Annotated in this window: 21 protein-coding genes and 2 pseudogenes; 16 read left to right on the forward strand and 7 right to left on the reverse strand. The window is 71.0% G+C overall.

What is annotated here, in order from left to right:
• Positions 1-40 precede the first annotated feature (40 nt).
• The gene (locus AB0P24_RS06260; protein WP_365791040.1) at positions 41-445 is read left to right on the forward strand and encodes a CBS domain-containing protein; all 405 of its coding nucleotides are present in this window, start codon (positions 41-43) and stop codon (positions 443-445) included.
• A 50-nt stretch (positions 446-495) separates the two neighbouring features.
• Entirely contained in the window at positions 496-804 is a 309-nt protein-coding gene (locus AB0P24_RS06265; protein ID WP_365791041.1) for an SCO5918 family protein, read from the forward strand.
• Between the two features lie 105 nt (positions 805-909).
• Here AB0P24_RS06265 and AB0P24_RS06270 read toward each other — a convergent pair.
• Positions 910-1167 (reverse strand): annotated as a pseudogene (locus AB0P24_RS06270) (hypothetical protein); the annotation flags it as partial.
• A gap of 1105 nt (positions 1168-2272) precedes the next feature.
• Here AB0P24_RS06270 and AB0P24_RS06275 point away from each other — a divergent pair.
• Positions 2273-2611 carry a MerR family transcriptional regulator gene (locus AB0P24_RS06275; RefSeq protein ID WP_365791042.1) on the forward strand — a complete coding sequence of 113 codons (339 nt, stop codon included), beginning with the start codon at positions 2273-2275 and terminating at the stop codon, positions 2609-2611.
• Between the two features lie 243 nt (positions 2612-2854).
• Entirely contained in the window at positions 2855-3058 is a 204-nt protein-coding gene (locus AB0P24_RS06280) for a cold-shock protein (protein ID WP_030212004.1), read from the forward strand.
• 110 nt (positions 3059-3168) lie between these two features.
• On the opposite strand, the gene AB0P24_RS06285 is transcribed toward AB0P24_RS06280, so the two are convergent.
• Both AB0P24_RS06285 and AB0P24_RS06290 read right to left on the reverse strand, forming a co-directional pair.
• On the reverse strand, positions 3169-3864 hold the full coding sequence (locus AB0P24_RS06285) for a hypothetical protein (RefSeq protein ID WP_365791043.1): 696 nt from the start codon (positions 3862-3864) through the stop codon (positions 3169-3171).
• Positions 3865-4125: 261 nt separating this feature from the next.
• Positions 4126-5811 carry a ribonuclease J gene (locus AB0P24_RS06290; protein ID WP_365791044.1) on the reverse strand — a complete coding sequence of 562 codons (1686 nt, stop codon included), beginning with the start codon at positions 5809-5811 and terminating at the stop codon, positions 4126-4128.
• A 537-nt stretch (positions 5812-6348) separates the two neighbouring features.
• On the opposite strand from AB0P24_RS06290, the gene pcaC reads away from it, so the two are divergent.
• From pcaC to AB0P24_RS06315, 5 genes and pseudogenes are all read left to right on the forward strand, one after another.
• Positions 6349-7668, forward strand: a complete 1320-nt coding sequence (pcaC, locus tag AB0P24_RS06295; protein ID WP_365791045.1) for a 4-carboxymuconolactone decarboxylase — start codon at positions 6349-6351, stop codon at positions 7666-7668.
• Between the two features lie 64 nt (positions 7669-7732).
• Complete coding sequence (locus tag AB0P24_RS06300) at positions 7733-8368, forward strand: MBL fold metallo-hydrolase (RefSeq protein WP_365791046.1); 636 nt, start codon at positions 7733-7735, stop codon at positions 8366-8368.
• A 140-nt stretch (positions 8369-8508) separates the two neighbouring features.
• Entirely contained in the window at positions 8509-9288 is a 780-nt protein-coding gene (locus AB0P24_RS06305) for an exodeoxyribonuclease III (RefSeq protein ID WP_365791047.1), read from the forward strand.
• A 16-nt stretch (positions 9289-9304) separates the two neighbouring features.
• Positions 9305-9712 carry a DUF6278 family protein gene (locus AB0P24_RS06310; protein WP_365791048.1) on the forward strand — a complete coding sequence of 136 codons (408 nt, stop codon included), beginning with the start codon at positions 9305-9307 and terminating at the stop codon, positions 9710-9712.
• Between the two features lie 251 nt (positions 9713-9963).
• Positions 9964-10425 (forward strand): annotated as a pseudogene (locus AB0P24_RS06315) (ABC transporter permease subunit); the annotation flags it as partial.
• Between the two features lie 44 nt (positions 10426-10469).
• On the opposite strand, the gene AB0P24_RS06320 reads toward AB0P24_RS06315, so the two are convergent.
• Positions 10470-12068 (reverse strand): CocE/NonD family hydrolase, encoded by a 1599-nt coding sequence (locus AB0P24_RS06320; RefSeq protein WP_365791049.1) that lies wholly within the window; start codon positions 12066-12068, stop codon positions 10470-10472.
• A gap of 116 nt (positions 12069-12184) precedes the next feature.
• The gene (locus tag AB0P24_RS06325) at positions 12185-12949 is read right to left on the reverse strand and encodes a hypothetical protein (RefSeq protein WP_365791050.1); all 765 of its coding nucleotides are present in this window, start codon (positions 12947-12949) and stop codon (positions 12185-12187) included.
• Positions 12950-13092: 143 nt separating this feature from the next.
• Between AB0P24_RS06325 and ggt the strand changes: the two genes are divergently transcribed.
• The gene (gene ggt / locus AB0P24_RS06330) at positions 13093-14886 is read left to right on the forward strand and encodes a gamma-glutamyltransferase (RefSeq protein WP_365791051.1); all 1794 of its coding nucleotides are present in this window, start codon (positions 13093-13095) and stop codon (positions 14884-14886) included.
• A gap of 87 nt (positions 14887-14973) precedes the next feature.
• On the opposite strand, the gene AB0P24_RS06335 is transcribed toward ggt, so the two are convergent.
• Positions 14974-17532 (reverse strand): ATP-dependent Clp protease ATP-binding subunit, encoded by a 2559-nt coding sequence (locus AB0P24_RS06335; RefSeq protein ID WP_365791052.1) that lies wholly within the window; start codon positions 17530-17532, stop codon positions 14974-14976.
• Positions 17533-18075: 543 nt separating this feature from the next.
• A complete protein-coding gene (gene map / locus AB0P24_RS06340; RefSeq protein WP_365791053.1) occupies positions 18076-18795 on the reverse strand; it encodes a type I methionyl aminopeptidase in 720 nt (239 codons plus the stop codon).
• A gap of 118 nt (positions 18796-18913) precedes the next feature.
• On the opposite strand from map, the gene AB0P24_RS06345 reads away from it, so the two are divergent.
• The 6 genes from AB0P24_RS06345 (at position 18914) to hydA (ending at position 26915) form a co-directional block, all read left to right on the forward strand.
• Positions 18914-20314: a hypothetical protein gene (locus tag AB0P24_RS06345; RefSeq protein WP_365791054.1), complete on the forward strand. Its 1401-nt coding sequence runs from the start codon at positions 18914-18916 to the stop codon at positions 20312-20314.
• A gap of 167 nt (positions 20315-20481) precedes the next feature.
• Positions 20482-21324, forward strand: coding sequence for a nitrilase-related carbon-nitrogen hydrolase (locus AB0P24_RS06350; RefSeq protein WP_365791055.1), 843 nt, complete (start codon positions 20482-20484; stop codon positions 21322-21324).
• A complete protein-coding gene (locus tag AB0P24_RS06355) occupies positions 21321-22604 on the forward strand; it encodes an aspartate aminotransferase family protein (RefSeq protein WP_365791056.1) in 1284 nt (427 codons plus the stop codon). The genes AB0P24_RS06350 and AB0P24_RS06355 overlap by 4 nt, the downstream gene beginning before the upstream one ends.
• Before the next feature lie 192 nt (positions 22605-22796).
• The gene (locus tag AB0P24_RS06360) at positions 22797-24377 is read left to right on the forward strand and encodes a PucR family transcriptional regulator (protein WP_365791057.1); all 1581 of its coding nucleotides are present in this window, start codon (positions 22797-22799) and stop codon (positions 24375-24377) included.
• Positions 24378-24547: 170 nt separating this feature from the next.
• Positions 24548-25390 (forward strand): nitrilase-related carbon-nitrogen hydrolase, encoded by an 843-nt coding sequence (locus tag AB0P24_RS06365; protein ID WP_365791058.1) that lies wholly within the window; start codon positions 24548-24550, stop codon positions 25388-25390.
• A gap of 121 nt (positions 25391-25511) precedes the next feature.
• On the forward strand, positions 25512-26915 hold the full coding sequence (gene hydA / locus AB0P24_RS06370) for a dihydropyrimidinase (RefSeq protein WP_365791059.1): 1404 nt from the start codon (positions 25512-25514) through the stop codon (positions 26913-26915).

Below are 26915 nucleotides of genomic sequence, written 5' to 3' on the forward strand. Positions count from 1 at the left end.
CGTGATCAGGAAGCCGTCCCATCTCCGAAGGAGGCACCTTTTGACGCTTGTTCAGACACAGTCCCGCCCGGTGGACGCCGACCCCGTGCACAGGACGGCGGTGGAGGTCATGGACGCGGCCGGACCGCAGGTCTGTGACGACATGAGCGTCGAGGTGGCGCTGGCCGTCATGGCCGCCGCCCGCACGGCCCGGCTGGTCGTCTGCGACCAGGACGGCGAGTGCACCGGCCTGGTCACCCACGCCGAACTCGCCGCCGTCCGTGACAGCTCCGACTACACGGACCGTGTCCGCCTGCGCGACATCCTCGGCGACCACGGTTCGTTCGCCTCACCCGTGACCACGATGGCCGAAGCCGAGCACGCGATGCGCACCCGCCGGCTCGGTGCCCTGCCGGTGGTCGACGAGCAAGGCAGCGCTCCGGGCATCCTCGCCCTCTCCCGCTGAAACACCTCGCCCCTGGTCGGACCGTTCTCCCCTTCTCCCTGTGAGGCCACATGCGCTGCGTCATCGCCCGCTTCCCCTTCGAGCTCACCAAGAGCGGCGTGCTGGAATCGATGAAGGGCATCAAGCCCGAACCGGTCACCGGCGAATCGGTGATCATCGGCCGCCGCCACTACCCCGTCAAGCAGGTCGGCCAGGTCATCACGCGCCAGGACCGCCGTGACTTCAGCGCCACCGAAGTCCTGCGGGCCATGGCTGCGCTCGGCTTCACCTGCCGCGCCGTTCCCAAGGCAGTGCCGCTGCAGATTCTCGGCCCGATGCAGCACGCCTCCGCGATGCTCGGCACCCCCGTCACGGCCTGATCGGATAAACAGACACGAGCCGACACCTGAGCAGCAGTGTGGGCCCGACCGGTACGCCGGTCGGGCCCACACCGTGTGCAGCGGGTTCCCGTCACCGTTGCCCTACAGGATCCGGGTGACATCGAAGTGCAGACGCGTGGGCGGCCCGTCCTCCTTCACGGGGGCGTCGAAGACGGCGGGCGAACTCGCCCAAGTGAGCGGAATCCCCCAGCACAGCCGACACCCTCTGCCTCCACACCGCTTCGGCAGCCGGCCACCGGTGATGACAGCGCCACCGGTGGCCGCGGCCAGGGACATCTGGTTGCTCTGGCCGGACTCCACCAGGGCGGCAACGTCAACCGGCAACTCGTCGGGCTGCGGTATGAGGCGGATTGTGTTCGTCGGCCATCCGGCTGCTTGAGCGGTGACGCTACCGGGCAGGGAAGGCGCTCACGGTCTCGCCGCCGGAGGCCCGGCGGGCCATGCCCCCTGCCCTGGCTACCCGACCCCTGTGCCCCGCCCTCCACCTGCCAACCCCGCAGAGCCCCAGTGCTTGCCTGAAAGGGGCGGAGGACCACAGCCGACGCATGACGGCACCCGCTGCCGCGAGCCCGTGTCTCCGCAGCCCGCGGACTGCTCGAGTCGGGGGCCGTGCTGGTTCGCCACCAGCTGCTCGATCATCCCGGGATCGTCGAAGGCGGCACAGGGCCTTTTGCCACGCTCGTCAACCGTCGGCCTGGGGGCGTCACGGCTGGAAATGTCCGTGCCGGTCGGTGGTGTTCTCACGAGACGCAGTGTCGGCCGGTGCCGTCGACGGCAGCCGCGGCACAGGCGGCGACGTCACGCCCAGCCCGACATGCCACGCGGTGGTGGGTCACCGTGAGAGCCGGCCAGAGCCTCGCAGCTGCTTGAACCATCCATGGGGACCGGTCGAGGCGGAGTACCTCGTCTTCCAGCGCGCGAAAATCTGTACTCGCTGGAGTAGACATCGGCCGACGCTGCGGTTAAGGTTTCTCTTGTAGCCGAGATCAAGAGAGGCCCGGCAGAGATGAACTGCCGGGCAGCAGTACGCAGTTGCAGTTGGTATGACGGTGCGGTGGTGGAGTTCCGAAGCCAGAGTGGTCGCAGGACGGCGACGGGACTGACGACCGGACCGGGCGGCCCGCAGTGATCAGGGGCCGCCATGAGCAGTACCGCAGTGGCAGTTTCCGTTAGTGAGTAGTTGATCAAGAGGGAAGAACGGAGGAGCCGAGCGCCATCAGGATCGCCCGGGTGGAAGCCTTGGACCCGGGTACCGCAGGACATCGATAGTGAGGTGGTCTCCGGTCGAGCAACCGCGATCCCCGCGCCCCCGACAGCGTCTCGGTCGGGTCTGCGGAAACAGAGGGCCGGTGCAGTATCAGGGCCGGCAGATGGTGTAGGAGTTCCTTCGGGGCCCTGGTGCCAGTACGGCGCCAGGGCCCCTCGATGTGTCCCAGAGAGAGGTGCAATGACAGCAGACGACACGTTCGGCCGTCTCGATGACGACGACTACCCCGCCTACACCATGGGCCGGGCCGCCGAGATGCTCGGCACCACACAGGGCTTCCTGCGCGCCATCGGCGAAGCCCGCCTCATCACCCCGCTGCGCTCCGCGGGCGGGCACCGCCGCTACTCCCGCTACCAGCTGCGCATCGCCGCCCGTGCCCGGGAACTCGTCGACCAGGGCACCCCCATCGAGGCCGCCTGCCGCATCATCATTCTCGAAGACCAGCTTGAGGAAGCCCAGCGCCTCAACGCCGAATACCGCCGCGCCACCGAATCGGCGGACCCGACCGCAGCAGCGTGAGACGAGCGTGCCCGTCCGCGTCGGCGGGTACCGCACGCATGGTCTGCCGTGCGGTGTGATCGTTTCCGGTGGTGACGCGGCGTGTGGGCGTGTAGCGTCTGCGTCAGCTGTCGTGGTTCGGAACTCCCCCTTGCCCACGCCTTCGGTGTGGGCGTTTTGCTGTGCTGTGCCGCAGGGACCAGGGCGATCACCTCTGCCTTCCACATGGAGTGGTAGGCGTTCATCGACTGGAAGGCATCAGACATGGCAACGGGAACTGTGAAGTGGTTCAACGCGGAGAAGGGTTTCGGTTTCATCGCCCAGGACGGCGGCGGCCCGGATGTCTTCGCGCACTACTCCGCGATCAACTCCACGGGATTTCGTGAGCTCCAGGAGGGCCAGGCCGTGACGTTCGACGTCACCCAGGGCCAGAAGGGTCCGCAGGCCGAGAACATCACCCCGGCCTGACCTCACAGACCCGCCCGAGGGATCGCGCACACTGCGTCCGGTGAGCGCCGCCCGTGTGGGCTTTGCCGCCCACGGGGCGAAGCGCCTGCTCTCGTGCAGGGCGTGCACGATCAGGGGCCGCGCAGCCATTGCTGCGCGGCCCCTGATCTGTTGAGACGGGTGTGACCTCGGCCGAACTTCCTGACGGAAGCCCTGATCTTGCCCATGGCCGGCCGTTCCACTCGGCTTGGGCAGGCCCAATCGGCGGGAGGGTCGGCGGGGCTGGAGTTCACGCGGTGGCGAGCCGGCCCGGGCCCGGCGATGACCCTGGGGTCCTGGACCGACCTTTTGCATGCCCCCGCGGCCAGGCTCAGCGGGACGGTACGGCGGCCCCTCTGGTACACGTCGGTGTAGGACCGGTTCGCGATGACGATGTACGCCAGGGCGTGCGCGGTCTCGCCGATCTCCCGCATCACCTCCGCGTCCGGCGCCCCGCGCAGGAACAGTTCGAGGAGCCCGATGGCGTCCCCGCAGTTGGTCACGGGGGCGACGACCCGCACCAGCGCGCCCTCACCCTTGTCCTCCACGCTCGGGCGCTGGGTGCGGATCACGTCGTCGTACAGGGTGCCGCGCAGCGTGATGCGCCGGGCGGGTTCATCGGTGTCGACGCTGCCCGCCGCCCCCAGCCGTACGACCGAGTCGCCGGTGAAGTCGGTGATCAGGAACGACACCGAATTCGCCCCGAGATGATCCTTGAGCATGCGCGCGACCTCGTCGAGCGACTCCACGGGCGCCGCGGTCTCCTCCGCCGCCGGAGTCCCCGCCAAGGCCATCAACCTTTCCCCGGCGACGCCCGTTCTCCGGAGTACGACTGGTCGGTCCACCGCCTCCAGGCTGGCCTACGGTCACCGCGACTCCTTGCCGCTCGCTTGGCCGGTGTTCCACTCGGCCAAGCGCCCGTTCCTTCTCGCTGGCTGCTTGCTTGTTCTGGTCGATGAGGTGGTGCCAGGTGGGTGGCTGCTGACTCTCGTGCTCGGCCTCGATGCAGGCGAGACCGTGAACGAAACCGGAAACCGTGCCGCCGGGGCTCAGGCGTCGATGATGACGGGGATGATGAGGGGCTTGCGGCGGTAGGTGCGGAAGGCCCAGTTCGCCACGGCGCGGGCGACGAGTTGTTCGAGTTGGCGGGCGTCCCCGACGCCTTCCTCGGCCGCGGTGGCCAGGGTCTTCTCGATGACGGGGATGACGGGCTCGAAGGTGGTGTCGTCGTGGACGAAGCCGCGGGCCAGGAAGTCGGGGGCCTCGGCGAGGGCGCCGGTGTCGGCGTCGACGATCGCCACCACCGTGACCACGCCTTCCTCCGCGAGGGTGAGTCGGTCCTTGAGGGACGCTTCGGTGGCGCCGCCGACTTCCATGCCGTCCACGTAGACGTTGCCGGCGGGGACCTTGCCGGTGATGGACACGCGCCCGTCGACGAGGTCGACGACGACGCCGTCCTCGGCGATCACGACCCGCTCGGGGTCGACACCGGTACGGATGGCGAGGTCGCCGTTGGCCCGCAGGTGGCGCCATTCGCCGTGCACGGGCATGACGTTGCGGGGTTTGACGATGTTGTAGCAGTAGACGAGTTCGCCCGCGCTGGCGTGACCGGAGACGTGCACCTTGGCATTGCCCTTGTGCACCACGTGGGCGCCCCACCGGGTCAGGCCGTTGATCACCCGGTAGATGGCGTTCTCGTTGCCGGGGATGAGGGAGCTGGCGAGCAGGACGGTGTCGCCCTTGCCGATGCGGATCACATGGTCGCGGTTGGCCATCCGTGACAGCGCGGCCATCGGTTCGCCCTGGGAGCCGGTGCACACCAGAGTGATCTTGTGGTCCGGGAGCTTCTCCAGCTCCTTCGTGCTCACGATCAGACCGGAGGGGACCTTCAGGTAGCCCAGGTCACGGGCGATGCCCATGTTGCGGACCATCGACCGGCCGACGAAGGCGACCTTGCGGCCGTGCTGGTGGGCGGCGTCCAGGACCTGCTGGATGCGGTGCACATGGCTGGCGAAGCTGGAGACGATGACTCGGCGTGGCGCGGTGCGCATGACCTGCTCGATCGCCGGGTTCAGCTCACGCTCGGAGGTGGTGAAGCCGGGTACTTCGGCGTTGGTGGAGTCGGTGAGGAACAGGTCCACGCCCTCCTCGCCGAGGCGGGCGAAGGCGCGCAGATCGGTGATGCGGTCGTCGAGAGGGAACTGGTCCATCTTGAAGTCGCCTGTGTGCAGCACCATCCCGGCCGGGGTGCGGATCGCGACCGCGAGGCTGTCCGGGATGGAGTGGTTGACCGCCACGAACTCGCAGTCGAAGGGCCCGAAGCCACGCCGGTCGCCCTCGCGCACCCGCACGGTGCGCGGCCGGATGCCGTGTTCCTTGAGCTTGGCCTCCAGGAACGCCAGCGTCAGCTTGGAGCCGACGACGGGAATGTCGGACCGCTCGCGCAGTAGGTACGGCACGCCGCCGATGTGGTCCTCGTGGCCGTGGGTGAGGATGACGGCCACGATGTCGTCCAGCCGGTCCCGGATCGAGGTGAAGTCCGGCAGGATCACGTCCACGCCGGGCTGGGTCTCCTCGGGGAACAGCACGCCGCAGTCGACGATGAGCAGTTTGCCGGCGTGCTCGAAGACGGTCATGTTGCGGCCGATCTCACCCAGGCCGCCCAGGGCGATGACCCTCAGCCCTCCTTCGGGCAGGGTAGGGGCGGCTTTGAGGTCGGGGTGTGGATGACTCATACCTCGACGTTACCCGCAGAGCGGAACGAGATGATCTGTTGCCTGTGCGATCTCTCTGTGGCAACGGGGGAGACGGTGAGGTCCCGCTGAGGCGCGGGGAACGCCTGCGCCAGCGGTTGGGGGAGGTGGAGTACGGCCTATCCGGGGGACGAGCGAAGCGGCAGCCCGGGGACGGTGTCAGTGCCCTGTGCAAGGCTGTCAGGCCGACGGTCAGGGGGGCGGATGAACGAGCCGATCAGCGAAGAAGCCGCTGCCGGATCTGCCGTATCGCACGACGGGAGAACCGCTCCTCGAAGTCGATCACATCGACAACCATGCGGCGGGTGGGCGCGACTACCCGAGCGCGAAGGCGTTGCTCGTACCGACTGAAGGAGGGCACGCGCCCGGAGGGCCCACTGCCGACACGGCCACGAGTACATGCTGGAGAACGTCTACCTGGGCTCTCGTCGGCAGGCCCGCCAGTGCCGGAGCGGGGCAAGGCCCGCTAGGTCCACCCCGGCGATGTGACATCTCGTGACAGATGAGAGGGTCAGGCGGGTGAGTGAGACACCAGCGAACACCCTGCAATACCGCTTTGACGGGCCAGAAGACGCTCCTGTCCTGATCTTGGGTCCCTCACTGGGTACCACCTGGCACATGTGGGACCGGCAGATCCCGGAGCTGATCCAGCAGTGGCGGGTCTTCCGCTACGACCTGCCCGGGCACGGTGGCGCCCCGGCGCACCCCGCGGTCTCCGTGGCCGATCTGACCGCCCGGCTGCTGGCCACGCTGGACTCCTTCGGTGTGCAGCGCTTCGGCTACGCGGGCTGCGCGCTCGGCGGTGCCGTCGGCGTCGAACTGGCTCTGCGGCACCCGGAGCGGATCGCCTCGCTGGCGCTGGTCGCCACCTCGCCCCGGTTCGGGACGGCGGACGAGTTCCGCCAGCGCGGCGTGATCGTACGGACGAACGGCCTCGACCCGATCGCCCGTACCTCGCCCGACCGCTGGTTCACCGGCGGGTTCGCCGCCGCCCAGCCCGCGATCACCGAGTGGGCCGTGCAGATGGTCCGCACCACCGACCCCGGCTGCTACATCGCCGCCTGCGAGGCCCTGGCCGGCTTCGACGCGCGGCACGAACTTGCCCGGGTGGGCATCCCCACGCTCGTCCTGGTCGGTTCGGACGACCAGGTCACCGGTCCCGCCGAGGCCCGCACCCTGGTCGCCGGGATCCCGGACGCCCGGCTCGCGGTCGTACCCGGTGCTTCCCACCTGGTCCCGGTCGAGCAGCCCGTCGCCGTCACCGACCTGCTGGTCCGGCACTTCTCGACCGCCTGGCAGCCCGCCTACGACTCGACCACGGGCCAGATGGCCATCCCCGCCGCCCCGGTCAAGCCGGTCCTGGCGGCCGCTCCCCAGGCCGTGCCGCAGGTCGCTCCCCAGGTCGCGCCGATCGCCGAGATCGCCCCGGCGGTCGTGGCGCCGCAGCCGTTCGGACGGCCCGACCCGTACGACGCGGGGCTGAAGGTCCGCCGGGAGGTGCTCGGGGACGCGCACGTGGACCGGGCGCTGGCGCAGGCCGACGAGTTCTCCGGCGACTTCCAGGAGTTCGTCACCCGCTACGCGTGGGGCGAGATCTGGGACCGGCCGGGCCTCGACCGGCGCTCGCGCAGCTGTGTCACGCTCACCGCGCTGGTCGCGGGCGGCCACCTGGAGGAGCTGGGCTTCCATGTGCGGGCGGCCCTGCGCAACGGCCTCACCCCGGACGAGATCAAGGAGGTGCTGCTCCAGGCTGCGGTGTACTGCGGGGTGCCGGCCGCGGGCAGTGCGTTCCGGGTCGCCCAGCAGGTCATCCGCGAGGAGACCACTCCCGAGGGCTGAGGGAGTCGCGGGGGACCGGGGGAGTCCCGAGGACCGAGGAGCGGTTGGGGGCAGGATGGTGACCATGAAGCTCACCAAGAAGTCCCACGCGTGCGTGCGTCTGGAGAAGGACGGGCGGGTCCTCGTCCTCGACCCCGGCGGGTTCAGCGAGCAGGACGCGGCCGTCGGCGCCGAGGCCATCCTGATCACCCACGAGCACGCCGACCACTTCGCCGAGGACCGGCTGCGGGCCGCGCTGGACGCCGACCCGGCCGCCGAGATCTGGACGCTGAAGTCCGTCGCCGACCAGCTCGCGGCGGCCTTCCCGGGCCGGGTGCACACCGTCGGCCACGGCGACACCTTCACCGCCGCCGGCTTCGACGTCCAGGTGCACGGCGAACTGCACGCCGTGATCCACCCGGACATCCCCCGCATCACCAACGTCGGCTACCTCATCGACGGCGGCAAGGTCTTCCACCCCGGCGACGCCCTCACCGTCCCCGACCATCCCGTCGAGACGCTGATGCTCCCGGTGATGGCGCCCTGGAACAAGATCTCCGAGGTCATCGACTACGTCCGTGAGGTGAAGCCGCAGCGCGCCTACGACGTCCACGACGCCCTCCTCACCGATCTGGCGCGGCCGATCTACGACCGCCAGATCGGCGCCCTGGGCGGCACGGACCACCAGCGGCTGGCGCCGGGGGCCTCGGCCGACGTCTGAGGCCGGCTGACTGAGGCCGCCTGGCTGAGGCCCGGCGGCCGACGGCGGCGGCGGGTGCCTCAGGCCCGATGGCCGGGGCCCGGTGCCCGAGGTCCGACGGCCGAGGCCGGTTGTCACAGGGGCCCGGTAGGTTGTGGAGCATGCGCATCGCTACCTGGAACGTGAACTCGATCACCGCCCGCCTGCCGAGGCTCCTCGCCTGGCTGGAGAGCAGCGGCACCGACGTGCTCTGCCTCCAGGAGGCCAAGGTCGCCGAGGAACAGTTCCCGTTCGAGCAGCTGCGCGAGTTGGGCTACGAGGCGGCGGTCCACGCGACCGGCCGGTGGAACGGCGTGGCGGTGCTCTCCAGGGTCGGCCTGGAGGACGTCGTCAAGGGCCTGCCCGGCGACCCCGGCTACGACGGCGGTGCGGAGCCGCGCGCGATCTCGGCGACCTGCGGCCCGGTCCGGGTCTGGTCGGTGTACGTGCCCAACGGCCGCGAGGTGGCCCACCCGCACTACGCCTACAAGCTCCAGTGGTTCGAGGCGCTGAGGGCGGCCGTCGCCGGGGACGCGGGCGGCAGCCGCCCCTTCGCGGTCCTCGGCGACTACAACGTGGCACCGACGGACGACGACGTCTACGACGTGGCCGTCTTCGAGGGCCTCACCCATGTCACCCCCGCCGAGCGCGCCGCCCTCGCCGCCCTGCGCGAGACCGGCCTGACCGACGTCGTCCCGCGCCCGCTCAAGTACGACCACCCCTACACCTACTGGGACTACCGCCAGCTCTGCTTCCCCAAGAACCGCGGCATGCGCATCGACCTGGTGTACGGCAACGAACCCTTTGCCAAGGCTGTGAAGGACGCCTACGTCGACCGCGAGGAGCGCAAGGGCAAGGGCGCGTCCGATCACGCCCCGGTGGTGGTGGACCTGGAGGTGTGAGTGTCAACCTGGGACCATGAACATCCCCTTTCTGGGTAACAGGCACGGCAAGACAGGTGGCGTCCCCCACACCGCCGACCCCGATCTGCTCGCCGAGTGCGAGCTCCTGCGCGCCCAGGCGGCCGAGGAAGGTGTCGCGCTCGACGACACCCCGGCCTCGCTGGAGGCCCTCGACCAGTTGCTCCCGCGCTGGCGGGAGGACGAGGAGACCATGGCCTGGCTCGGTACCGACGCCGGCCTGTATCTGGGCACCGTCCTGACCCGGACCGTGTCCGGCGCCGAATGGGAGATCAGGGCGGACGGGGAGCCGGTCGTGCGGCTCGCGTCCGGCCGGGAGTTCGAGGTCGTCGAGTCCGGCCACGACTGGGCCGCGGACGGGGTCCCCGAACTCTCACAGCTCTACGCGGAGGTCGCCGAGGCCTGAACGGCGGCCCGCCCGCGCGGCGGGCCGGACGGCGCTCCGGACAGCGATCCGGACGGGGCTTCCCGCGCGGTGACAGCAACAGCGATAAAGGCGGCATAAATACGGCTAATGCCCGAAAAGTGCGTGTCGCGGCTTAAGTCCGCTCCCGGCTGGATAGTTTGCGGCAACCAAGACACAGCTGAGAGTGGGTAGGGCTGCGTATGGCCGTCGATCCTCTGATCGAACCGCGGGACGTCACCAAGTACTACGGCGAGCCGCTGCCCGCTCTGGTCGCCGGACTCACCTTCTGCGACAGCTCGGTGCTCGCCGGGGCGTTCCGCTCCAGGGCGAACAGCGTCGAACGCGGCCGGCGGGAGGCCGCGTTCGCGCTCGGCATGCGCAAGACCCGGGTCATGTCGTACGTCCTGGTGCCGCAGGCCGTACGGGCCGTGCCGCCCGCCGTCGTCAGCCGGCTCGTGGTGGCCCTGAAGGACACCTCGCCCGGCTGTCTCATCACCTACGAGGAGTTCCTCCATGCCGGGAAACCGATCGCGTCGAACCTCGACTACGATTTGCCCTTCATCCCTGTGGTGATGGTGATCTCGCCGATCTGCATCGGGATGTGCATGTTGCTCTCGTGGTTCGCCGGCTGGGTGGCCAGGCGGGAGCGGCACAGTCCCAAGACCGGGGCCGCCGAGGTGGCCCCGGCCGAACCGGGGACGCTGCTGCCGTAGGGGGCAGCAGCCAAGGGCCAGGCCCGGCCGGCGGCAGCCGGAGATCACTGCTCGCGCAGCGGAACGGACACGTACGACGGGTCGTCCACCGGCGAGGAGAAGGTCAGCTGCGCGCCGGACGGGTTGTGCTCGGTGTAGAGCGGGTCCACCGTGTCGATCACCAGCGCGAGCCGGTGTCCGGCGGGCACGTCGTAGGCCGTGGAGAACAGGTCCAGGTTCACGTCGAACGCCTTGCCGGGCGTCCGGCCGTGCCAGGTGTACGGCGCGTGGCTGACCAGCTTGCCGAGGCCGAGCGGCCCCACGTCGTAGAGGTAGGCGACGAGGGTGCCGCTCTCCGCGGTCGGCGTGAGGGTGGTGTGCAACGTGGCCGTGCCCCGCACCTGTTGGGCGCTGCCGTACCGCTCCGACTGCCAGACGGCGGCCCAGCGCCGGGGCAGCAGCGGGATCGAGGCGACCGGCGGCAGCTGGGCGACCTGGTCGAGCAGGCCGGAGAGGAGGACGACCCCGCCGTCCGCGCCCGAGTCGACGTTCGCGTGGATGGTGGTCGAGCCGGCGAGGGCGAGCCTCCTGCGGGTGGCGCCCACCGACTTCCAGTCCGGGTAGCCCTCGTAGTCGCCGCCGGTACGGGACTTGAGCCGCACCGGCTGCTCGCGGTCGACGCCGTTGTCCGTGCCCTTGAGGTAGTGGTCGAACCAGCGCTCGGTGTCGGTCCACACGTCGTTGGGCAGCCCCAGCAGGCCGGACAGCTCGGCGGTGGCGTGGTCGCCGGGGCGCAGCTCCAGGCGCTTAGGGACGGTCAGCTTGCCGTAGAAGTCCGCGTACTGGTTGGCCGGGAAGATGGAGTCGCCCCAGGCGTTGGCCATGAAGACGGCCGCGCCGTTCTTGTTGAGCTGATCGGCATAGGTCGCGGCGGAACGTTTCGCCCCCCAGGCGATCATGTCCTGCTCCTTGGCCAGGTTCGATGCGTAGAAGTCGTCGAAGATCTGCCGGACTTCGGGGCTCTCGCGCCCGGTGAGGGTCGCCGAGCCGTCGAGCAGGGCGGCCGCCTCGACATGCTGCGTACGGCCGGAGTAGATCGAGGCGATCAGATCCGCCCAGCCGCTGAGCGCGCCGACCGCCTTGATCCGCTTGTCGTGCGCGGCGGCCAGCAGGCTGATCCCGGCGCCGTACGACACCCCCGCCATGCCGATGTGCTGCGGATCGGCGTCGGTGTTGGCGAGCGCCCAGTCGATCACCTTGGACGCGTCCGCCACGTCCGCCGGACCGGCCACGTCTATCTGCCCGCCGGACTGCCAGAAACCGCGCACGTTGTAACTGAGCACGATGTAGCCCGAGTTCGCGAGCTCCTGGGCCTGGGCCAGGTACTCGACCTGGGGCAGCGACCAGCTCGTGGGCAGCACGATGAGCGGGTAGCGCCGTGCGGCGTCGGCGCCGGCCGGCGTGACGACGTTCCCCTTCAGGACCGTGCCGCCGTCGCCGGTGATGTCGACGAAGCGGACGGAGGCGGCGGCCTGGGCGGCCGGGGCCAGGCCGATGAGGGTGCCGGCGATCAGGGCCGCCGAGACGGCTCCTGCGGCGGTCGTGCGCACGGCGGTGGCACGGCGGGCGGGGCGGCGGCTCGCGGTGGCGCGACCAGGTCCCATGGGTCACTCCTCACTCGTGTCAGTGCAAAGTGACCCGACGGTAACCTCGACCTCTTACCGCAAGTAACCCGTCGGTAAGTTACGTGCGGGTAACGATCGTTGAATGGCGCAGGTAATCAGGAGGCGCGGTGCGAGGCGCGGGGCGTCTCGGTCGCGTCGGGCGGCAGCGGTGCCTGGGCGGCACGGGTGACGTCCTCGACGAGTTCGACCACGTCGGGGCCGTACGCCTGCGAGTTGACCACCTTGAGGAGCAGTACGAAGGAGTTGCTGCCGTGCTTGCGGGCGAGCCGCTGGTGGTTGCGGGCGAGGTAGCGGGTGGCCGCCTGGTTGGTGATCGCGCGCTGCCCGCAGAAGAGGAACACCGGGCGGGCGTCCGGGCGTTGGCCGGCGGTCAGACGGGCCAGCAGCACGTACTCCGTGATACCCGGATCCAGCCGGTAGCGCTCGGTGCCGATCTGGAAGGCGCCGCGGTCCGGGCCCGGCTCCGGGTCGATGTTGACGCGGACGCCCGGCAGCATCGCCGACATGTGGGCGAGCATGCGGCGGTTCGACCCCGGACCGCCCACGCAGAACTCGGTACGCTCGCCGAAACCCTGCTGGACGTTGTCCTGGGTGACCATCTGGAGGTTCGCGCCGCAGTCCTTGATCAGCGCGGCCAGCTCCAGGAGCGCGAACACGTCGAAACGGTGGACCGCCGGTTCGGACGTGGCCGGATCGCGGTTGACGACCAGCAGCGACTCGGAGTTCTCCGGCAGCCCGAAGAAGGCCTGCTTGCGGCGCAGGCTCCGGCGCCACAGCGAGGTACGGGCCAGCCAGCCGAGCGCCGCGCTGATGCCGGCCGCGACGACGCCGAGGATAATGTTGCGCAGGTCGTCATTCATGGGCGCGCATGCTAGCGGTCACAGGTGGCCGGAACGTACCCGTGTTCGGAGTGTGGCGGTCGTATGACAGTGCCCTGAATGTGGCTGTCGGGGTCGCGGCCCCGCCGGTACGCTGCGCGGACGTTCCGGAACTGGAGGTGCGGATGCGTCGCCCTGTCGCGCGGAAACTGACGGTCCTGGCGGTCTCGGCCGCCGTGATGTCGGTGGGGGCGGCAGCGCCTCCCGCATCCGGCGCCGGCACCGCCGCGAAAACCCCGGTGGCCGTCGGCTACGGCGGGGCGGTCGCCAGCGTCGACGCGGATGCCACCGCCGCCGGTATCGAGGTGCTCCGCAAGGGCGGCAACGCGGTCGACGCGGCCGTCGCGACCGCCGCCGCGCTCGGCGTCACCGAGCCCTACTCCTCCGGCATCGGAGGCGGCGGCTACTTCGTCTACTACGACGCCAAGTCCCGTACGGTGCACACCATCGACGGCCGCGAGACCGCGCCGCTGACCGCCGACTCCAACCTGTTCGTGGAGAACGGCCGGCCGCTCGCCTTCGCCGACGCCGTGAGCAGCGGACTGAGCGTCGGCACCCCGGGGACGCCGGCCACCTGGCAGACGGCGCTCGGCCGGTGGGGGACCCGGCGGCTCGGCAGTGTGCTCAGACCGGCCGAGCGGATCGCCCGCAACGGATTCGTCGTCGACGCCACCTTCCAGTCGCAGACCGCCGCGAACGAGACCCGGTTCCGGTACTTCCCCGACACGGCGAAGCTGTTCCTGCCGGGCGGGAAGCTGCCGGTGGTGGGCTCCACCTTCAAGAACCCCGAACTGGCCCGCACCTACGAGGAGCTGGGGAAGAAGGGGGTCGGGGCCGTCTACCGGGGGGACCTGGGCAAGGACATCGTGTCGACGGTCGACAACCCGCCGGTGGATCCGGCCTCGGGGTGGAAGGCGAGAGCGGGCAAGCTGTCCGTGAACGATCTGGCCGCCTACCGCGCCAAGGTGCAGGCGCCCACCGAGACGGGGTACCGCGGGCTGAAGGTCTACTCCATCGCGCCGTCGTCCTCCGGCGGGACGACCGTCGGGGAGGCGCTCAACATCCTGGAGAACACCGACCTCTCCAAGGCCGGTGAGGTGCAGTACCTGCACCACTTCATCGAGGCGAGCCGGATCTCCTTCGCCGACCGCGGGCGCTGGGTCGGCGACCCCGCGTTCGAGGACGTGCCGACGAAGGGGCTGCTGTCGCAGCGGTACGCCGACGAGCGGGCGAAGCTGATCAGCGACGACGCGGTGCTGACCAGCCCGGTCGCGCCGGGCGACCCCGACGACCCCGGGTCGACCGGTACGGCGGCGCCGACCACGTACGAGGGGGAGAACACGACGCACCTCACGGTCGCCGACAGGTGGGGGAACGTCGTCTCCTACACGCTGACCATCGAGCAGACCGGTGGCAGCGCGATCACCGTTCCGGGGCGCGGGTTCCTGCTCAACAACGAGCTGACCGACTTCTCGTTCACGCCGGCGAACCCCGCGGTGCACGACCCGAACCTGCCGGGGCCCGGGAAGCGGCCGCGGTCCTCCATCTCGCCGACGATCGTGCTGGACAGGGCGAACCGGCCGGTGGTCGCGGTGGGGTCACCCGGTGGGGCGACCATCATCACCACGGTCCTTCAGGTGCTGACCGAGTTCCTCGACCGGCATCTGCCGTTGGTCGACGCGATCGCGGCGCCCCGTGCTTCGCAGCGGAACGCGGCGAAGACCGAGTTGGAGCCGGCGCTGTACAACGACCCCGAGCTGAGGGGGAAGTTGGAGGCCATCGGGCACGCGTTCTCGTTGAATCCCGAGATCGGGGCGGCTACGGGGGTGCAGCGGCTGCCGGGTGGGAAGTGGCTGGCGGCGGCTGAGACGGTGCGGCGGGGTGGAGGGTCCGCGCAGGTGGTGGATCCGGTTCGGTAGTTCGCGGGCTGCGGGGGCGTGAGGGCCGGCCGCGCCCACGCGGCGGAGCCGCACATCGCTACAGCCCCACGCCCCTGAAGGGGCGCCTCAGGCCGGGGCGCTCGGCTGGTTCTGCTTGTTGAACACCAAGCGATCGCCCACCGCGTCCACCGTCACCTGACTGCCCTCCACGATCGTGCCGTCCAGGAGCAGCCGGGACAGCTGGTTGTCCACCTCCCGCTGGATGGTGCGGCGCAACGGCCGGGCGCCGTACTCCGGCTGGTAGCCGTGTTCTGCCAGCCAGTTGACCGCCGCGTCCGTGAAGTGGGCCGTGATGCCCTGGGAGTGCAGCATGCGGCGGGTGTGCTCCAGGAGGAGCTCGGTGATCTCGCGCAGCTGGTCGCCGCTGAGCCGGAGGAAGACGACCACCTCGTCGATGCGGTTCAGGAACTCCGGGCGGAAGTGGTCGCGGAGCGGGCGCAGGACCTGTTCGCGGCGGGCCTCCTCGGTCGCCTCCTCGTCGCCGGGGCCGAAACCGATGCCGGCGCCGCGCCTGGTGATCACGTCCGAGCCCAGGTTGCTGGTCATCACGATGACCGTGTTGGTGAAGTCCACCGTGCGTCCCTGGGAGTCGGTCAGGCGGCCGTCGTCCAGGACCTGGAGCAGGATGTTGAAGACGTCGGGGTGGGCCTTCTCCACCTCGTCGAGGAGGAGGAGCGAGTAGGGGTGGCGGCGGACCACCTCGGTGAGCTGGCCCGCCTCCTCGTGGCCGACGTAGCCGGGCGGGGCGCCCACCAGGCGGGAGACGGTGTGGCGCTCCTGGTACTCGCTCATGTCCAGCCGGACCATCCGGTCCACGCTGCCGAACAGCGCCTCGGCGAGCGCGCGGGCCAGTTCGGTCTTGCCGACGCCGGTGGGGCCGAGGAAGAGGAAGCTGCCGATCGGGCGGTTCGGGCTCGCCAGTCCGGCGCGCGAGCGCATGACCGCCTCGGAGACGACGGCGACCGCCTCGTCCTGGCCGACCACCCGCTGGTGCAGATGCGCCTCCAGGCCGAGCAGCCGTTCCTTCTCCTCCTGGGTGAGGCTGCTGACCGGGATGCCGGTCTGGCGGGAGACCACCTCGGCGATGGCCTCGGCCGTCACCTCCAGGTTCAGTCCCTCGTCCGCCTGGTCCTCGCCGGAGAGCTCGGTGATGCGGTTCTTCAACCCGCATATGCGGTCGCGTAGCTGGGTGGCGCGTTCGTACTGCTCGTCGGCGACCGCCTGGTCCTTGTCCCGGGTGAGCTGTTCGATCTCGCGCTCCATGGCACGCACGTCGCTGCCCTTGGTGCGGGCACCAAGGCGGACCCGGGCGCCCGCCTGGTCGATCAGGTCGATCGCCTTGTCGGGCAGCCGGCGGTCGGTGAGGTAGCGGTCGGAGAGCTCGACCGCGGCGACCAGGGCCTCGTCGGTGTAGCGGACCTGGTGGTGGGCCTCGTAACGGTCGCGCAGCCCGCGCAGGATCTCGATGGCGTCCGGCACCGTCGGCTCGGGCACCAGGATCGGCTGGAAGCGGCGGGCCAGCGCCGCGTCCTTCTCGATCTTGCGGAACTCCTCCAGCGTGGTCGCGCCCACGATGTGCAGCTCGCCCCGGGCCAGCGCCGGCTTGAGGATGTTGCTCGCGTCCATCGCGCCGCCCTCGCCGCCGCCCCCGGCCCCGACCACGGTGTGCAGCTCGTCGATGAAGACGATCAGCTGGTCGGAGTGCGAGCGGATCTCGCCCACGATGTTGGTGAGCCGCTCCTCGAAGTCGCCCCGGAAACGGGTGCCGGCCACCACGCCCGGCAGGTCCAGGGCGACCACCCGGCGCCCGGCGAGCCCGTCCGGCACGTCCGCGTCGGCGATCCGCTGGGCCAGCCCCTCGACGATCGCCGTCTTGCCGACCCCGGCGTCCCCGATCAGTACCGGGTTGTTCTTGCCGCGCCGGGAGAGCACCTCGATGGTCTGCTCGATCTCGTCGTCGCGGCCGATGACCGGGTCGATCCGGCCCTGGCCGGCCAGCTCCGTCAGGTCGCGGCCGTACTTGTCCAGGGTCGGCGTGCCGCCGGCCCGGCGCCGGGTGTCCTGGCCGGCGAGCGAGCGGTCGGTCTCCGCGGCGTCCGGCGGCAGGCCGGCGGCGGCGAACCGGGCGGCGTTCAGGATGTGCCCGGCGGCCGAGTCCGGGTTGGCGGCGAGCGCGCCCAGCACGTGTTCGGGGCCGATGTACCCGGCTCCGCTGGCCCTGGCCAGGTCGTGGGCGTCCAGCAGGGCCCGCTTGACGGCGGGGGTGAGGGAGAGCGAGGTCGGCGGGGGCGCCTCGCCGGGCGGGTGCTGGACCGGGCCCGCGCGGCCGTCGATCTCCGTCGCCAGCGAGTCGGGATCGGCGCCGGACCTGCTCAGCAGGGAGCGGGTGGGTTCCGCCGCGAGCGCCGCGCGCAGCAGATGCTCGGTGTCGAGGTCCCGGCTGCCGTGTTCGGCGGCGTACTGGGCGGCGCCCTTGACCAGTTCCCTGGCCGGCTGGCTCAGCAGCCTGCCGATGTCGATCTGCCGAGGCCCCTGGCGGGCTCCGCCGCCCCCGAAGAAGCGGGCGAGGAACTCTCCGAAAGGGTCCTGTCCGAAGCTGTCCGGTCCGGGGTAACCGCTGGTCATGAGCGTTCGTTCCGTTCCGGCGTCCCGGCGCCTGGCGGGACGCGCTCGCTGGTCGACGTGCCGGTCCACGCGGGTGCCCCTGCAGGGCCCGGTCACACCACCTTCGCACGCCCGCCGGAGGGGGGCATGTTCAGCCGTTCGGCGGCGGGCCCGTGTACGCCACCGCATTTCACGGGCAGCGGCCGCCCAGCCCGCCGCAGAGAATTCACCAGAGGAATTCAGCACCGGCCGGATGCGGAATCCGGCCGGTGCTCCGGACGCGCGTCATGCCAGGTGGGCAGCGGCCGTCGGTATTCGGCCGGGGCCGCCGCCTTGCTCAGGGGCGGAGGCGGCGGAGCACCGGCTGACGCCGCGTGGGCCGGGGGATCGGGACCCTCACACGCACGTTTTCCGTGAGAGCTCCTTCGCTGCTCGGGCGGATGTTTCACCGCCCGTCACGGATATGCGCGCGGGGGCCGCCGTCGTTGTTCAGCGTTCTGGAGAATCCTTTTGTGCGGCGCCCACCCGCATGTCGCGACAAGAGACACCCGGGAAATTCCCGGGTCAGCTCTCTGACTTCCTGGCCGTGAGAATCCGCGGGCCCGACTCCGTGATCGCCACCGTGTGCTCCGCGTGCGCGGCCCGGGAGCCGTCGTTCGTGCGCAGGGTCCAGCCGTCCGCGGCCGCGTGGTAGCCGTCCCGGCCGCCGATCAGCATGGGCTCGATCGCGAGGACCATGCCGTGCCGGAGCGGGAGGCCGCGGCCGGGGCGGCCCTCGTTCGGTACCCCGGGGTCCTCGTGCATACGGCGGCCGATGCCGTGGCCGCCGAAGTCCTGCGGGATGCCGTACCCGGCGTCCCGGCACACCCGGCCGACCGCGTGCGCGATGTCGCCGATGCGGTTGCCGACGACCGCCGCCGCGATGCCCGCCGCGAGCGCCCGCTCGGCCGTCTCGACCAGCCGTACGTCCGCCGGGCGCGGCCTGCCGACCGTGAAGCTGATCGCCGGGTCGCCCGCCCAGCCGTCCAGTACCGCACCGCAGTCGATGGAGACCAGGTCGCCGTCGCGCAGCCGGTAGCCGGTCGGGATGCCGTGCACGATCGCGTCGTTCACGGACGCGCAGATGACGGCGGGGAACGGGGTGGGCGCGAACGAGGGGCGGTAGCCGAGGAAAGGGGAGGAGGCCCCGGCCTCGCGCAGCACCCCGCGCGCCACCTCGTCCAGTTCGAGAGTCGATGGACGACCTCGTGGAGCGCTGAGCCCCGGCCGTCGTGTGGCGTGCATCGGTCAAGATCGGGCAATGAGGGCTCCGCCCTTCCGCCGAAAACTCCCCGTAGCACCCCTGTAACACGACTGGTGTTGCCTACGAAGCGGAGTGTTCCGGTCTGGCGGGAGTCGAGCGATGACTGTGGATCAGCTCCCGGGCCGGGTGCGGGAGTTCGCGAACTACCTGAACGGCCTGCTGGCGCGCCTCGACCAGGGCGCCGGCTGGTGCGCCGTCTTCTGGCAGCGCGATCCCGACGGAATGCAGGCCTGTCTCGGCGGGCGCGAGCTGCCGCCCTGGGACGTCGTGGCGGCGCTGCTCCAGGATCTCGCGACCGGCTACGGCCCCGAGACCGCCGCACGCGAGGCCGAGCAGGCCCGCCTCCTGCACACGGACGCGCTCACCGCGTACGACGCGCGGCCGGGCGCCCGCGAGGACCTGAGCGACCGCCTCGACATCACCCTCCGCGAACAGCGGTACGCCGCCGACCGGCTGGCCCAACTCGGCCGCGCCCTCGACTCCGCTCACTCCCGGGAGGAGGCCGAGGCCCTGCACGTCGACCTCGCCTGGGCCCGCGACGACCACCAACGGGCGACCGCCCGGTGCGCCGAGCTCCGGGCCCGGATGGCGAGGCTCCGGTACCGGACCGAAGTCGCCGGCCGCCTGCGGGGCGGCACCCCCGCCGTGGCCCCCCGGCCCGCCCCGGCCCCGGCTGCCGCCCCGGCCGCGACTCCCGTACCCGCCCCGGTCTCCACCCCGGACCCGGCCCCTGCCCCCGCGCCCGTCTCGGACCCCGTCCCCGCCCCGGCGAAACAGCGCAAGCGGCGGCGGGGCAGCGCCCGGTTCGCCGGCATGGCCGAGGACGAGGCCGCCCCCACCGTCGTACCGCTGACGCCGGAGGCGCCCGTGCCGGGTGCCGACACCGGCCGTCGTACCCCCCGCGGAGCCCGGTTCGCCGGAGCCGCCGAGGTGCCGGTGCCGACGGAGCCGGTGCCGGCACAGCCCGACGAGGAGGCCGGGCGGGCCGTGGCGGCGGCCGTGGAGCGGCTCGAACGGCTGCGGGCCGAGGGCCGCACCGGAGAGGCACACGCGCTCCTGGCCGAGGTCGCGCACTGGTCCGCCGCCCGGTTCCCGCTGCTCGCGGACGCCCTCCAGCGGTCCGGACTCGGCGCCGACTGGGCCACGCTGCTGTGGGAGACGGCCTCGCTGCCCCCCGCCCGGCTCGTCGCGGCCGCCGACGCCCTGACCGCCGCGGGCCGGACCGACGACGGCCGGCAGATCCTGCGCCAGGGCGTCGCCCGCCCCGCCACCGAGATCGGCGAGGCCGTCCTCGCCCTGGACACGGAGGGCCGCCACCGCGAGGCCCGGGCCCTGCTGGACACCTACGTCCAGGTCCGCACCCCGGAGGAGGCGGCCCACAGCGCGGAACCCGATCCCCGGCGCATGGTGCCGCTGCTGCTCCGTTCGGCGCAGTCGGTCTCCGACCAGCGCCACTGGGACCTGCTGCACGCACTGCGGGTGGCCGGCCTCGCCTCCTGAGGCCCGTCCGCCGTGGCGGGGCCGGCCGCCACGCTCCTCCACCAGGGTAGGAAACGCCATCGACTCGGCGGCTTAACGACGATGGTCTTGGCAAGGACTCCAAGGAGGCTTACTTTCGTCCCTCTACGGGCGTAGAGGCCTCTGACGACCCGCCGAAGGAGCAGTTCATGGCCAACGTCGTACGCGCCGCTCTGGTCCAGGCCACCTGGACCGGCGACACCGAGTCCATGGTGGCGAAACACGAGGTGTACGCCCGCGAGGCGGCCCGCCAGGGTGCGAAGATCATCGGATTCCAGGAAGTGTTCAACGCCCCCTACTTCTGCCAGGTCCAGGAACCCGAGCACTACCGCTGGGCCGAGCCGGTCCCGGACGGCCCCACGGTCAGTCGTATGCGGGAACTCGCGCGCGAGACCGGCATGGTGATCGTCGTCCCGGTCTTCGAGGTCGAGCAGTCCGGCTTCTACTACAACACCGCCGCCGTGATCGACGCCGACGGCACCGTCCTCGGCAAGTACCGCAAGCACCACATCCCGCAGGTGAAGGGGTTCTGGGAGAAGTACTACTTCAAGCCCGGGAACGCCGGCTGGCCGGTCTTCGACACCGCCGTCGGCAAGGTCGGCGTGTACATCTGCTACGACCGCCACTTCCCCGAGGGCTGGCGGCAACTGGGCCTCAACGGAGCCCAGTTGGTCTACAACCCGTCGGCCACCTCGCGCGGCCTGTCGGCCTACCTCTGGCAACTGGAGCAGCCGGCCGCCGCCGTCGCCAACGAGTACTTCGTCGCCGCCATCAACCGGGTGGGCCAGGAGGAGTACGGGGACAACGACTTCTACGGGACGAGCTACTTCGTCGATCCACGTGGGCAGTTCGTGGGGGAGGTGGCGAGCGACAAGAGCGAGGAACTCGTCGTCCGTGACCTTGACTTCGACCTGATCGAAGAAGTACGGCAGCAGTGGGCCTTCTACCGCGACCGCCGTCCCGACGCCTACGAAGGGCTGGTACAGCCGTGAAAGACCTCTTCGCCCGCCACCGCCAGGTCCTGCCCGACTGGCTGGCTCTCTACTACGACGAGCCCCTCGAAATCACGCACGGCGAGGGACGGCACGTCTGGGACGCGGACGGCAACCGGTACCTCGACTTCTTCGGCGGCATCCTCACCACGATGACGGCGCACGCGCTGCCCGAGGTGACGAAGGCGGTGAGCGAGCAGGCCGGCCGGATCATCCACTCCTCCACCCTCTACCTCAACCGTCCGATGGTCGAACTCGCCGAGCGCATCGCTAAGTTGAGCGGCATCCCGGACGCCCGCGTCTTCTTCACCACCTCCGGCACCGAGGCCAACGACACGGCGCTGCTGCTGGCGACCACCTACCGCCGGAGCAACACCGTCCTGGCGATGCGCAACAGCTACCACGGCCGCTCCTTCAGCGCGGTCGGCATCACCGGCAACAAGGGCTGGTCCCCGACCTCCCTCTCCCCGCTGCAGACGCTGTACGTCCACGGCGGCGTCCGCACCCGCGGCCCGTTCGCCGGGCTGAACGACCGTGACTTCATCGCCGCCTGCGTCGACGACCTGCGCGACCTGCTCGGCCACACCCGCCCGCCGGCCGCGCTGATCGCCGAGCCCGTCCAGGGCGTCGGCGGCTTCACCTCCCCGCCCGACGGGCTCTACGCCGCCTTCCGCACGGTGCTCCAGGAGCAGGGCATCCTCTGGATCGCCGACGAGGTGCAGACCGGCTGGGGCCGCACCGGCGAGCACTTCTGGGGCTGGCAGGCGCACGGCCAGAGCGGCCCGCCGGACATCCTCACCTTCGCCAAGGGCATCGGCAACGGCATGTCCATCGGCGGGGTGGTGGCCCGCTCGGAGATCATGAACTGCCTGGACTCCAACAGCATCTCCACGTTCGGCGGCACCCAGATCACCATGGCGGCGGGCCTCGCCAACCTGTCGTACCTCCTGGAACACGACCTCCAGGGCAACGCCCGCCGGGTCGGCGGCCTCCTCATCGAACGACTCCGCGCGGTCGCCGCCCAGCTGCCCGGCGTACGCGAGGTCCGGGGCCGCGGTCTGATGATCGGCGTCGAGCTGGTCAGGCCCGGCACGGACGAGGCCGACCCGAAGTCCGCCTCGGCGGTCCTGGAAGCGGCCAGGGAGGCCGGCCTCCTGATCGGCAAGGGCGGCGGCCACCACACCAGCGTGCTGCGCATCGCCCCGCCGCTGTCGCTGACGGCCGCGGAGGCGGAGGAGGGCGCGGCCATCCTCGAACAGGCACTGAGGAGTGCCTACTAGGCGCTCTGCCGGAAGCGCCGCGACCCGCCGTGTGTCGACTGCGGCGCCGTCGTGGCCGGCCGCGCAGTTCCCCGCGCCCCTTCGGGGGCGCTGCCTGAGGCCCCGTAAGGGGCGCGCGGGGAACTGCGCGACCAGCCCCCACCGGCCCGCAGGCCTCCACTCGCACCGAACCCGACCAAGGGACCACGCACGATGACCGCCACTTGGGATCCCCCGAACACCACAGACCCCATACTGTCGGTCCGCCAGATCCTCGCCCTGGAAAGGGTCCTCGCCGGCGACCCCGAGGTGGTGGCCGCCGCGGCCCACCTCGACCGCCCCGTCCGCTGGGTGCACGTCGCCGAGGCCCCCGACGTCGGCGTCATGCTCACCGGCGGCGAGATGGTCCTCACCACCGGCGTCCTGCTCGCCGGCGACGAACACAAACAGGCCGAGTACATCCAGTCCCTGCACCGGGCCGAGGCCGCCGCCGTGGTCCTCGGCCTCGGCCGCGCCTTCCCCGCCCCGCCCGAGGCCATGCGCCGCGCGGCGGACAGGTGCGGCCTCCCGCTGGTGGTCCTGCACCGCCCCTTCCCCTTCGCCGAACTGACGGAGGAGGTCCAGTCCCGCCTGGTACGGCGGAAGTTCGCCGCCGTCAGCCTCTCCGAGTCGGTCCGTACCGCCCTCACCGGCCTGATCACGGCCGGCGCCCCCCTCCAGCGGCTCCTCGACGAAGTCGCCGTGCACAGCGCCTGCCCCGTCGTCGTCACCAACCTCGCGCACCGGGTCCTCGCCACCGCAGGGGAGCGGTCGGCCGTGGACGACGTGCTGCGCGACTGGGAGCGCATCGCCCGGCAGGCCGGCGGCAGCGCCGGCGACGGCTGGATCCGCGCCGAACTCGGCGGCCGGGGCGAGCGCTGGGGCCAGATCATGCTCTGCGGCCACCGCGGCGACACCGCCACCGGACGGCTGCTCGCGGACCGCGCCGCCGAGGCCCTGGTGCTGCACCGCATGCTCGGCGGCGGCTCCGCCCACACCTGGGAGGAGCAGTCCGCGCAGAGCCTGCTGACCGACCTGGTCTCCGGGGTCGTACCGGCCCGCCAACTGCTGCCCAGGGCCCGGGCGGCCGGTCTCCCGGTCAACCGGCGCAGCTTCGTCCCGCTGGTCGTACGGGACGCCGAACCGGCCCAGCTGGAGCGGATCCTGCGCCTGCTGGGCCTGCCCGGACTCGTCGCCGAACTCACCGAGCGCACCACCGCCGTCCTCCTCAGCCTCGCCCGCGACCAGGACGCCGACGCCCTCGCCGCGCACTTCGCCGCCCGGCTGCACGACGAGTCGGCGGGGCCCCGCGCGGTGGTCGCCGCCGCGGGCGCCCGTACCGTCTGGGACGACGTACCCGGTGGCCTGCGCGAGGCCCAGCACGTCGCCGACGCGGTCGCCGACACCACCGCGGCCCTCGATCTGCCGGCCGTCGTCCGCCTCAGGGACGTCCACCTGCGCGGCCTGATCCGGCTGCTGCGGGACGATCCGCACGTCCAGTCCTTCGCCGAACGCGAGCTGGACGGACTGCTGTGCCCGAACGGCACCGACCCGGACCTGCTCGGCGTCCTGCGGACCTATCTCGCCACCGGCCGCAACAAGTCCCGCACCGCCCAGCTCCACCACGTCTCCCGGCCCGCGCTGTACCGCCGCCTGGAGGCGATACAGACCCGGCTCGGCGTCGACCTCGACGACTTCGAGCAGGCGGCCTCCGTGCACATCGCACTCCTCGCGCACGACGCGCAACAGCAGTGAAACATGCGACGACCTGGGAAAACGGCGGTGAAACATGGGTCAGCGGCAGCGTGACACGGTGGCACGCCGGGAGCCCGCAGACGTGACACGATGGCACTCAAAGCCCGCTTTCGGACTTTCTAGGCTCCTCGCACATCGAGCGACACACGCCCGAGCGACCGGAGGTCCCGATGAGCCGAGTGATTCGCGCCGCCCTCTTCCAGACCGCGTGGACCGGCGACAAGGAATCGATGATCCAGGTCCACGAGCAGGCGGCCCGCGACGCGGCCGCGCAGGGCGCCCAGGTCCTGTGCTTCCAGGAGCTGTTCTACGGGCCGTACTTCTGCCAGGTCCAGGACAAGGCGTTCTACGAGTACGCCGAGCAGGTCCCGGACGGCCCGATCGTCCAGCGTTTCCAGGCCCTCGCCCGCGAACTGGGCCTCGTCCTGATCCTGCCGGTGTACGAGGAGGAGCAGCCCGGAGTCCTCTACAACACCGCCGCCGTGATCGACGCCGACGGCTCGTACCTCGGCAAGTACCGCAAGCACCACATCCCTCAAGTCCCCGGATTCTGGGAGAAGTTCTACTTCCGCCCGGGGAACGCCGGCTGGCCGGTCTTCGAGACGGCCGTCGGGAGGATCGGCGTCTACATCTGCTACGACCGCCACTTCCCGGAAGGCTGGCGGGCGCTGGGCCTCGGCGGTGCCGAGATCGTCTTCAACCCGTCGGCCACCTCGCGCGGACTCTCCCGCTACCTCTGGCAGTTGGAGCAGCCGGCGGCGGCCGTCGCCAACGAGTACTTCGTCGGAGCGATCAACCGGGTCGGCGTGGAGGACCTGGGCGACAACGACTTCTACGGCACCTCCTACTTCGTGGACCCGGAGGGCCAGTTCGCCGGCGAGGTGGCCTCCGACAAGGAGACCGAACTCGTCGTCCGCGACCTGGACCTGGCCAAGCTCCGCGAGGTCCGCGACCGCTGGCAGTTCTTCCGGGACCGCCGCCCGGACGCTTACGGCCCGCTGACGGCTCCGTAGAAGCAGACGGCGCCGTTCGCGCCCCAAAGGCGCGCGGGGCAGGGCTGAACATGCGGCTGCCGCCGCGTGGGCGCGACCAGCCACCGTCGGACCCGTACGTGACCACGAACGAGAGGACCCCATGACCGGCCGTACAGTAATCCGCGGCGGACTCGTCATCACCGCGTCCGACGAGATCCACGCCGACGTCCTGATCGAGGACGGCCGTATCGCCGCCCTCGCCGCCTCCGCAACGCCCGCCGCCGAGGCCTTCACCGCCGAGCGCACCATCGACGCCACCGGCAAGTACGTCATCCCGGGCGGCGTCGACGCCCACACCCACATGGAACTGCCGTTCGGCGGCACCTTCGCCTCCGACACCTTCGAGACCGGTACCCGGGCCGCCGCCTGGGGCGGGACGACCACCGTCGTCGACTTCGCCGTGCAGAGCGTCGGACACAGCCTCCGCGAGGGCCTGGACGCCTGGCACGCCAAGGCCGAGGGCAACTGCGCCGTCGACTACGGCTTCCACATGATCGTCTCCGATGTGAACCAGGAGACCCTCAAGGAGATGGACCTGCTGGTGGAGGAGGGCGTGACCTCCTTCAAGCAGTTCATGGCCTACCCGGGCGTCTTCTACTCCGACGACGGCCAGATCCTGCGCGCCATGCAGCGCTCCGCCGAGAACGGCGGCCTGATCATGATGCACGCCGAGAACGGCATCGCCATCGACGTGCTGGTGGAGCAGGCGCTGGCGCGCGGCGAGACCGACCCCAGGTATCACGGCGAGGTCCGCAAGGCCCTCCTCGAAGCCGAGGCCACCCACCGCGCCATCAAGCTCGCCCAGGTCGCCGGCGCCCCTCTCTACGTCGTGCACGTCTCGGCGATGGAGGCGGTCGCCGAGCTGGCCCGGGCCCGCGACGAGGGGCTCCCGGTCTTCGGCGAGACCTGCCCGCAGTACCTCTTCCTGTCCACCGACAACCTCGCCGAGCCCGACTTCGAGGGCGCCAAGTACGTGTGCAGCACGCCGCTGCGCCCCAAGGAGCACCAGGCCAAGCTCTGGCAGGGCCTTCGGACCAACGACCTCCAGGTCGTCTCCACCGATCACTGCCCCTTCTGCTTCGTCGGCCAGAAGGAACTCGGCCGCGGCGACTTCTCGAAGATCCCCAACGGCCTGCCCGGCGTGGAGAACCGGATGGACCTGCTCCACCAGGCCGTCGTCGACGGACACATCACGCGCCGCCGCTGGATCGAGATCGCCTGCGCCACCCCGGCCCGGATGTTCGGCATGTATCCGAAGAAGGGCACCATCACCCCGGGCGCCGACGCCGACGTCGTCATCTACGACCCGCACGCCGAGCAGGTCGTCTCCGCCGAGACCCACCACATGAACGTCGACTACTCGGCGTACGAGGGCAAGCGCCTCACCGGCCGGGTCGAGACGGTCCTCTCACGCGGCGAACCGGTCATCACCGAGCGGGAGTACACCGGGCACGCCGGGCACGGTGTCTACACCCCGCGCTCCACCTGTCAGTACCTCAACTAG

Source organism: Streptomyces sp. NPDC086519, assembly GCF_040686075.1.
Taxonomy (GTDB): domain Bacteria; phylum Actinomycetota; class Actinomycetes; order Streptomycetales; family Streptomycetaceae; genus Streptomyces; species Streptomyces shenzhenensis.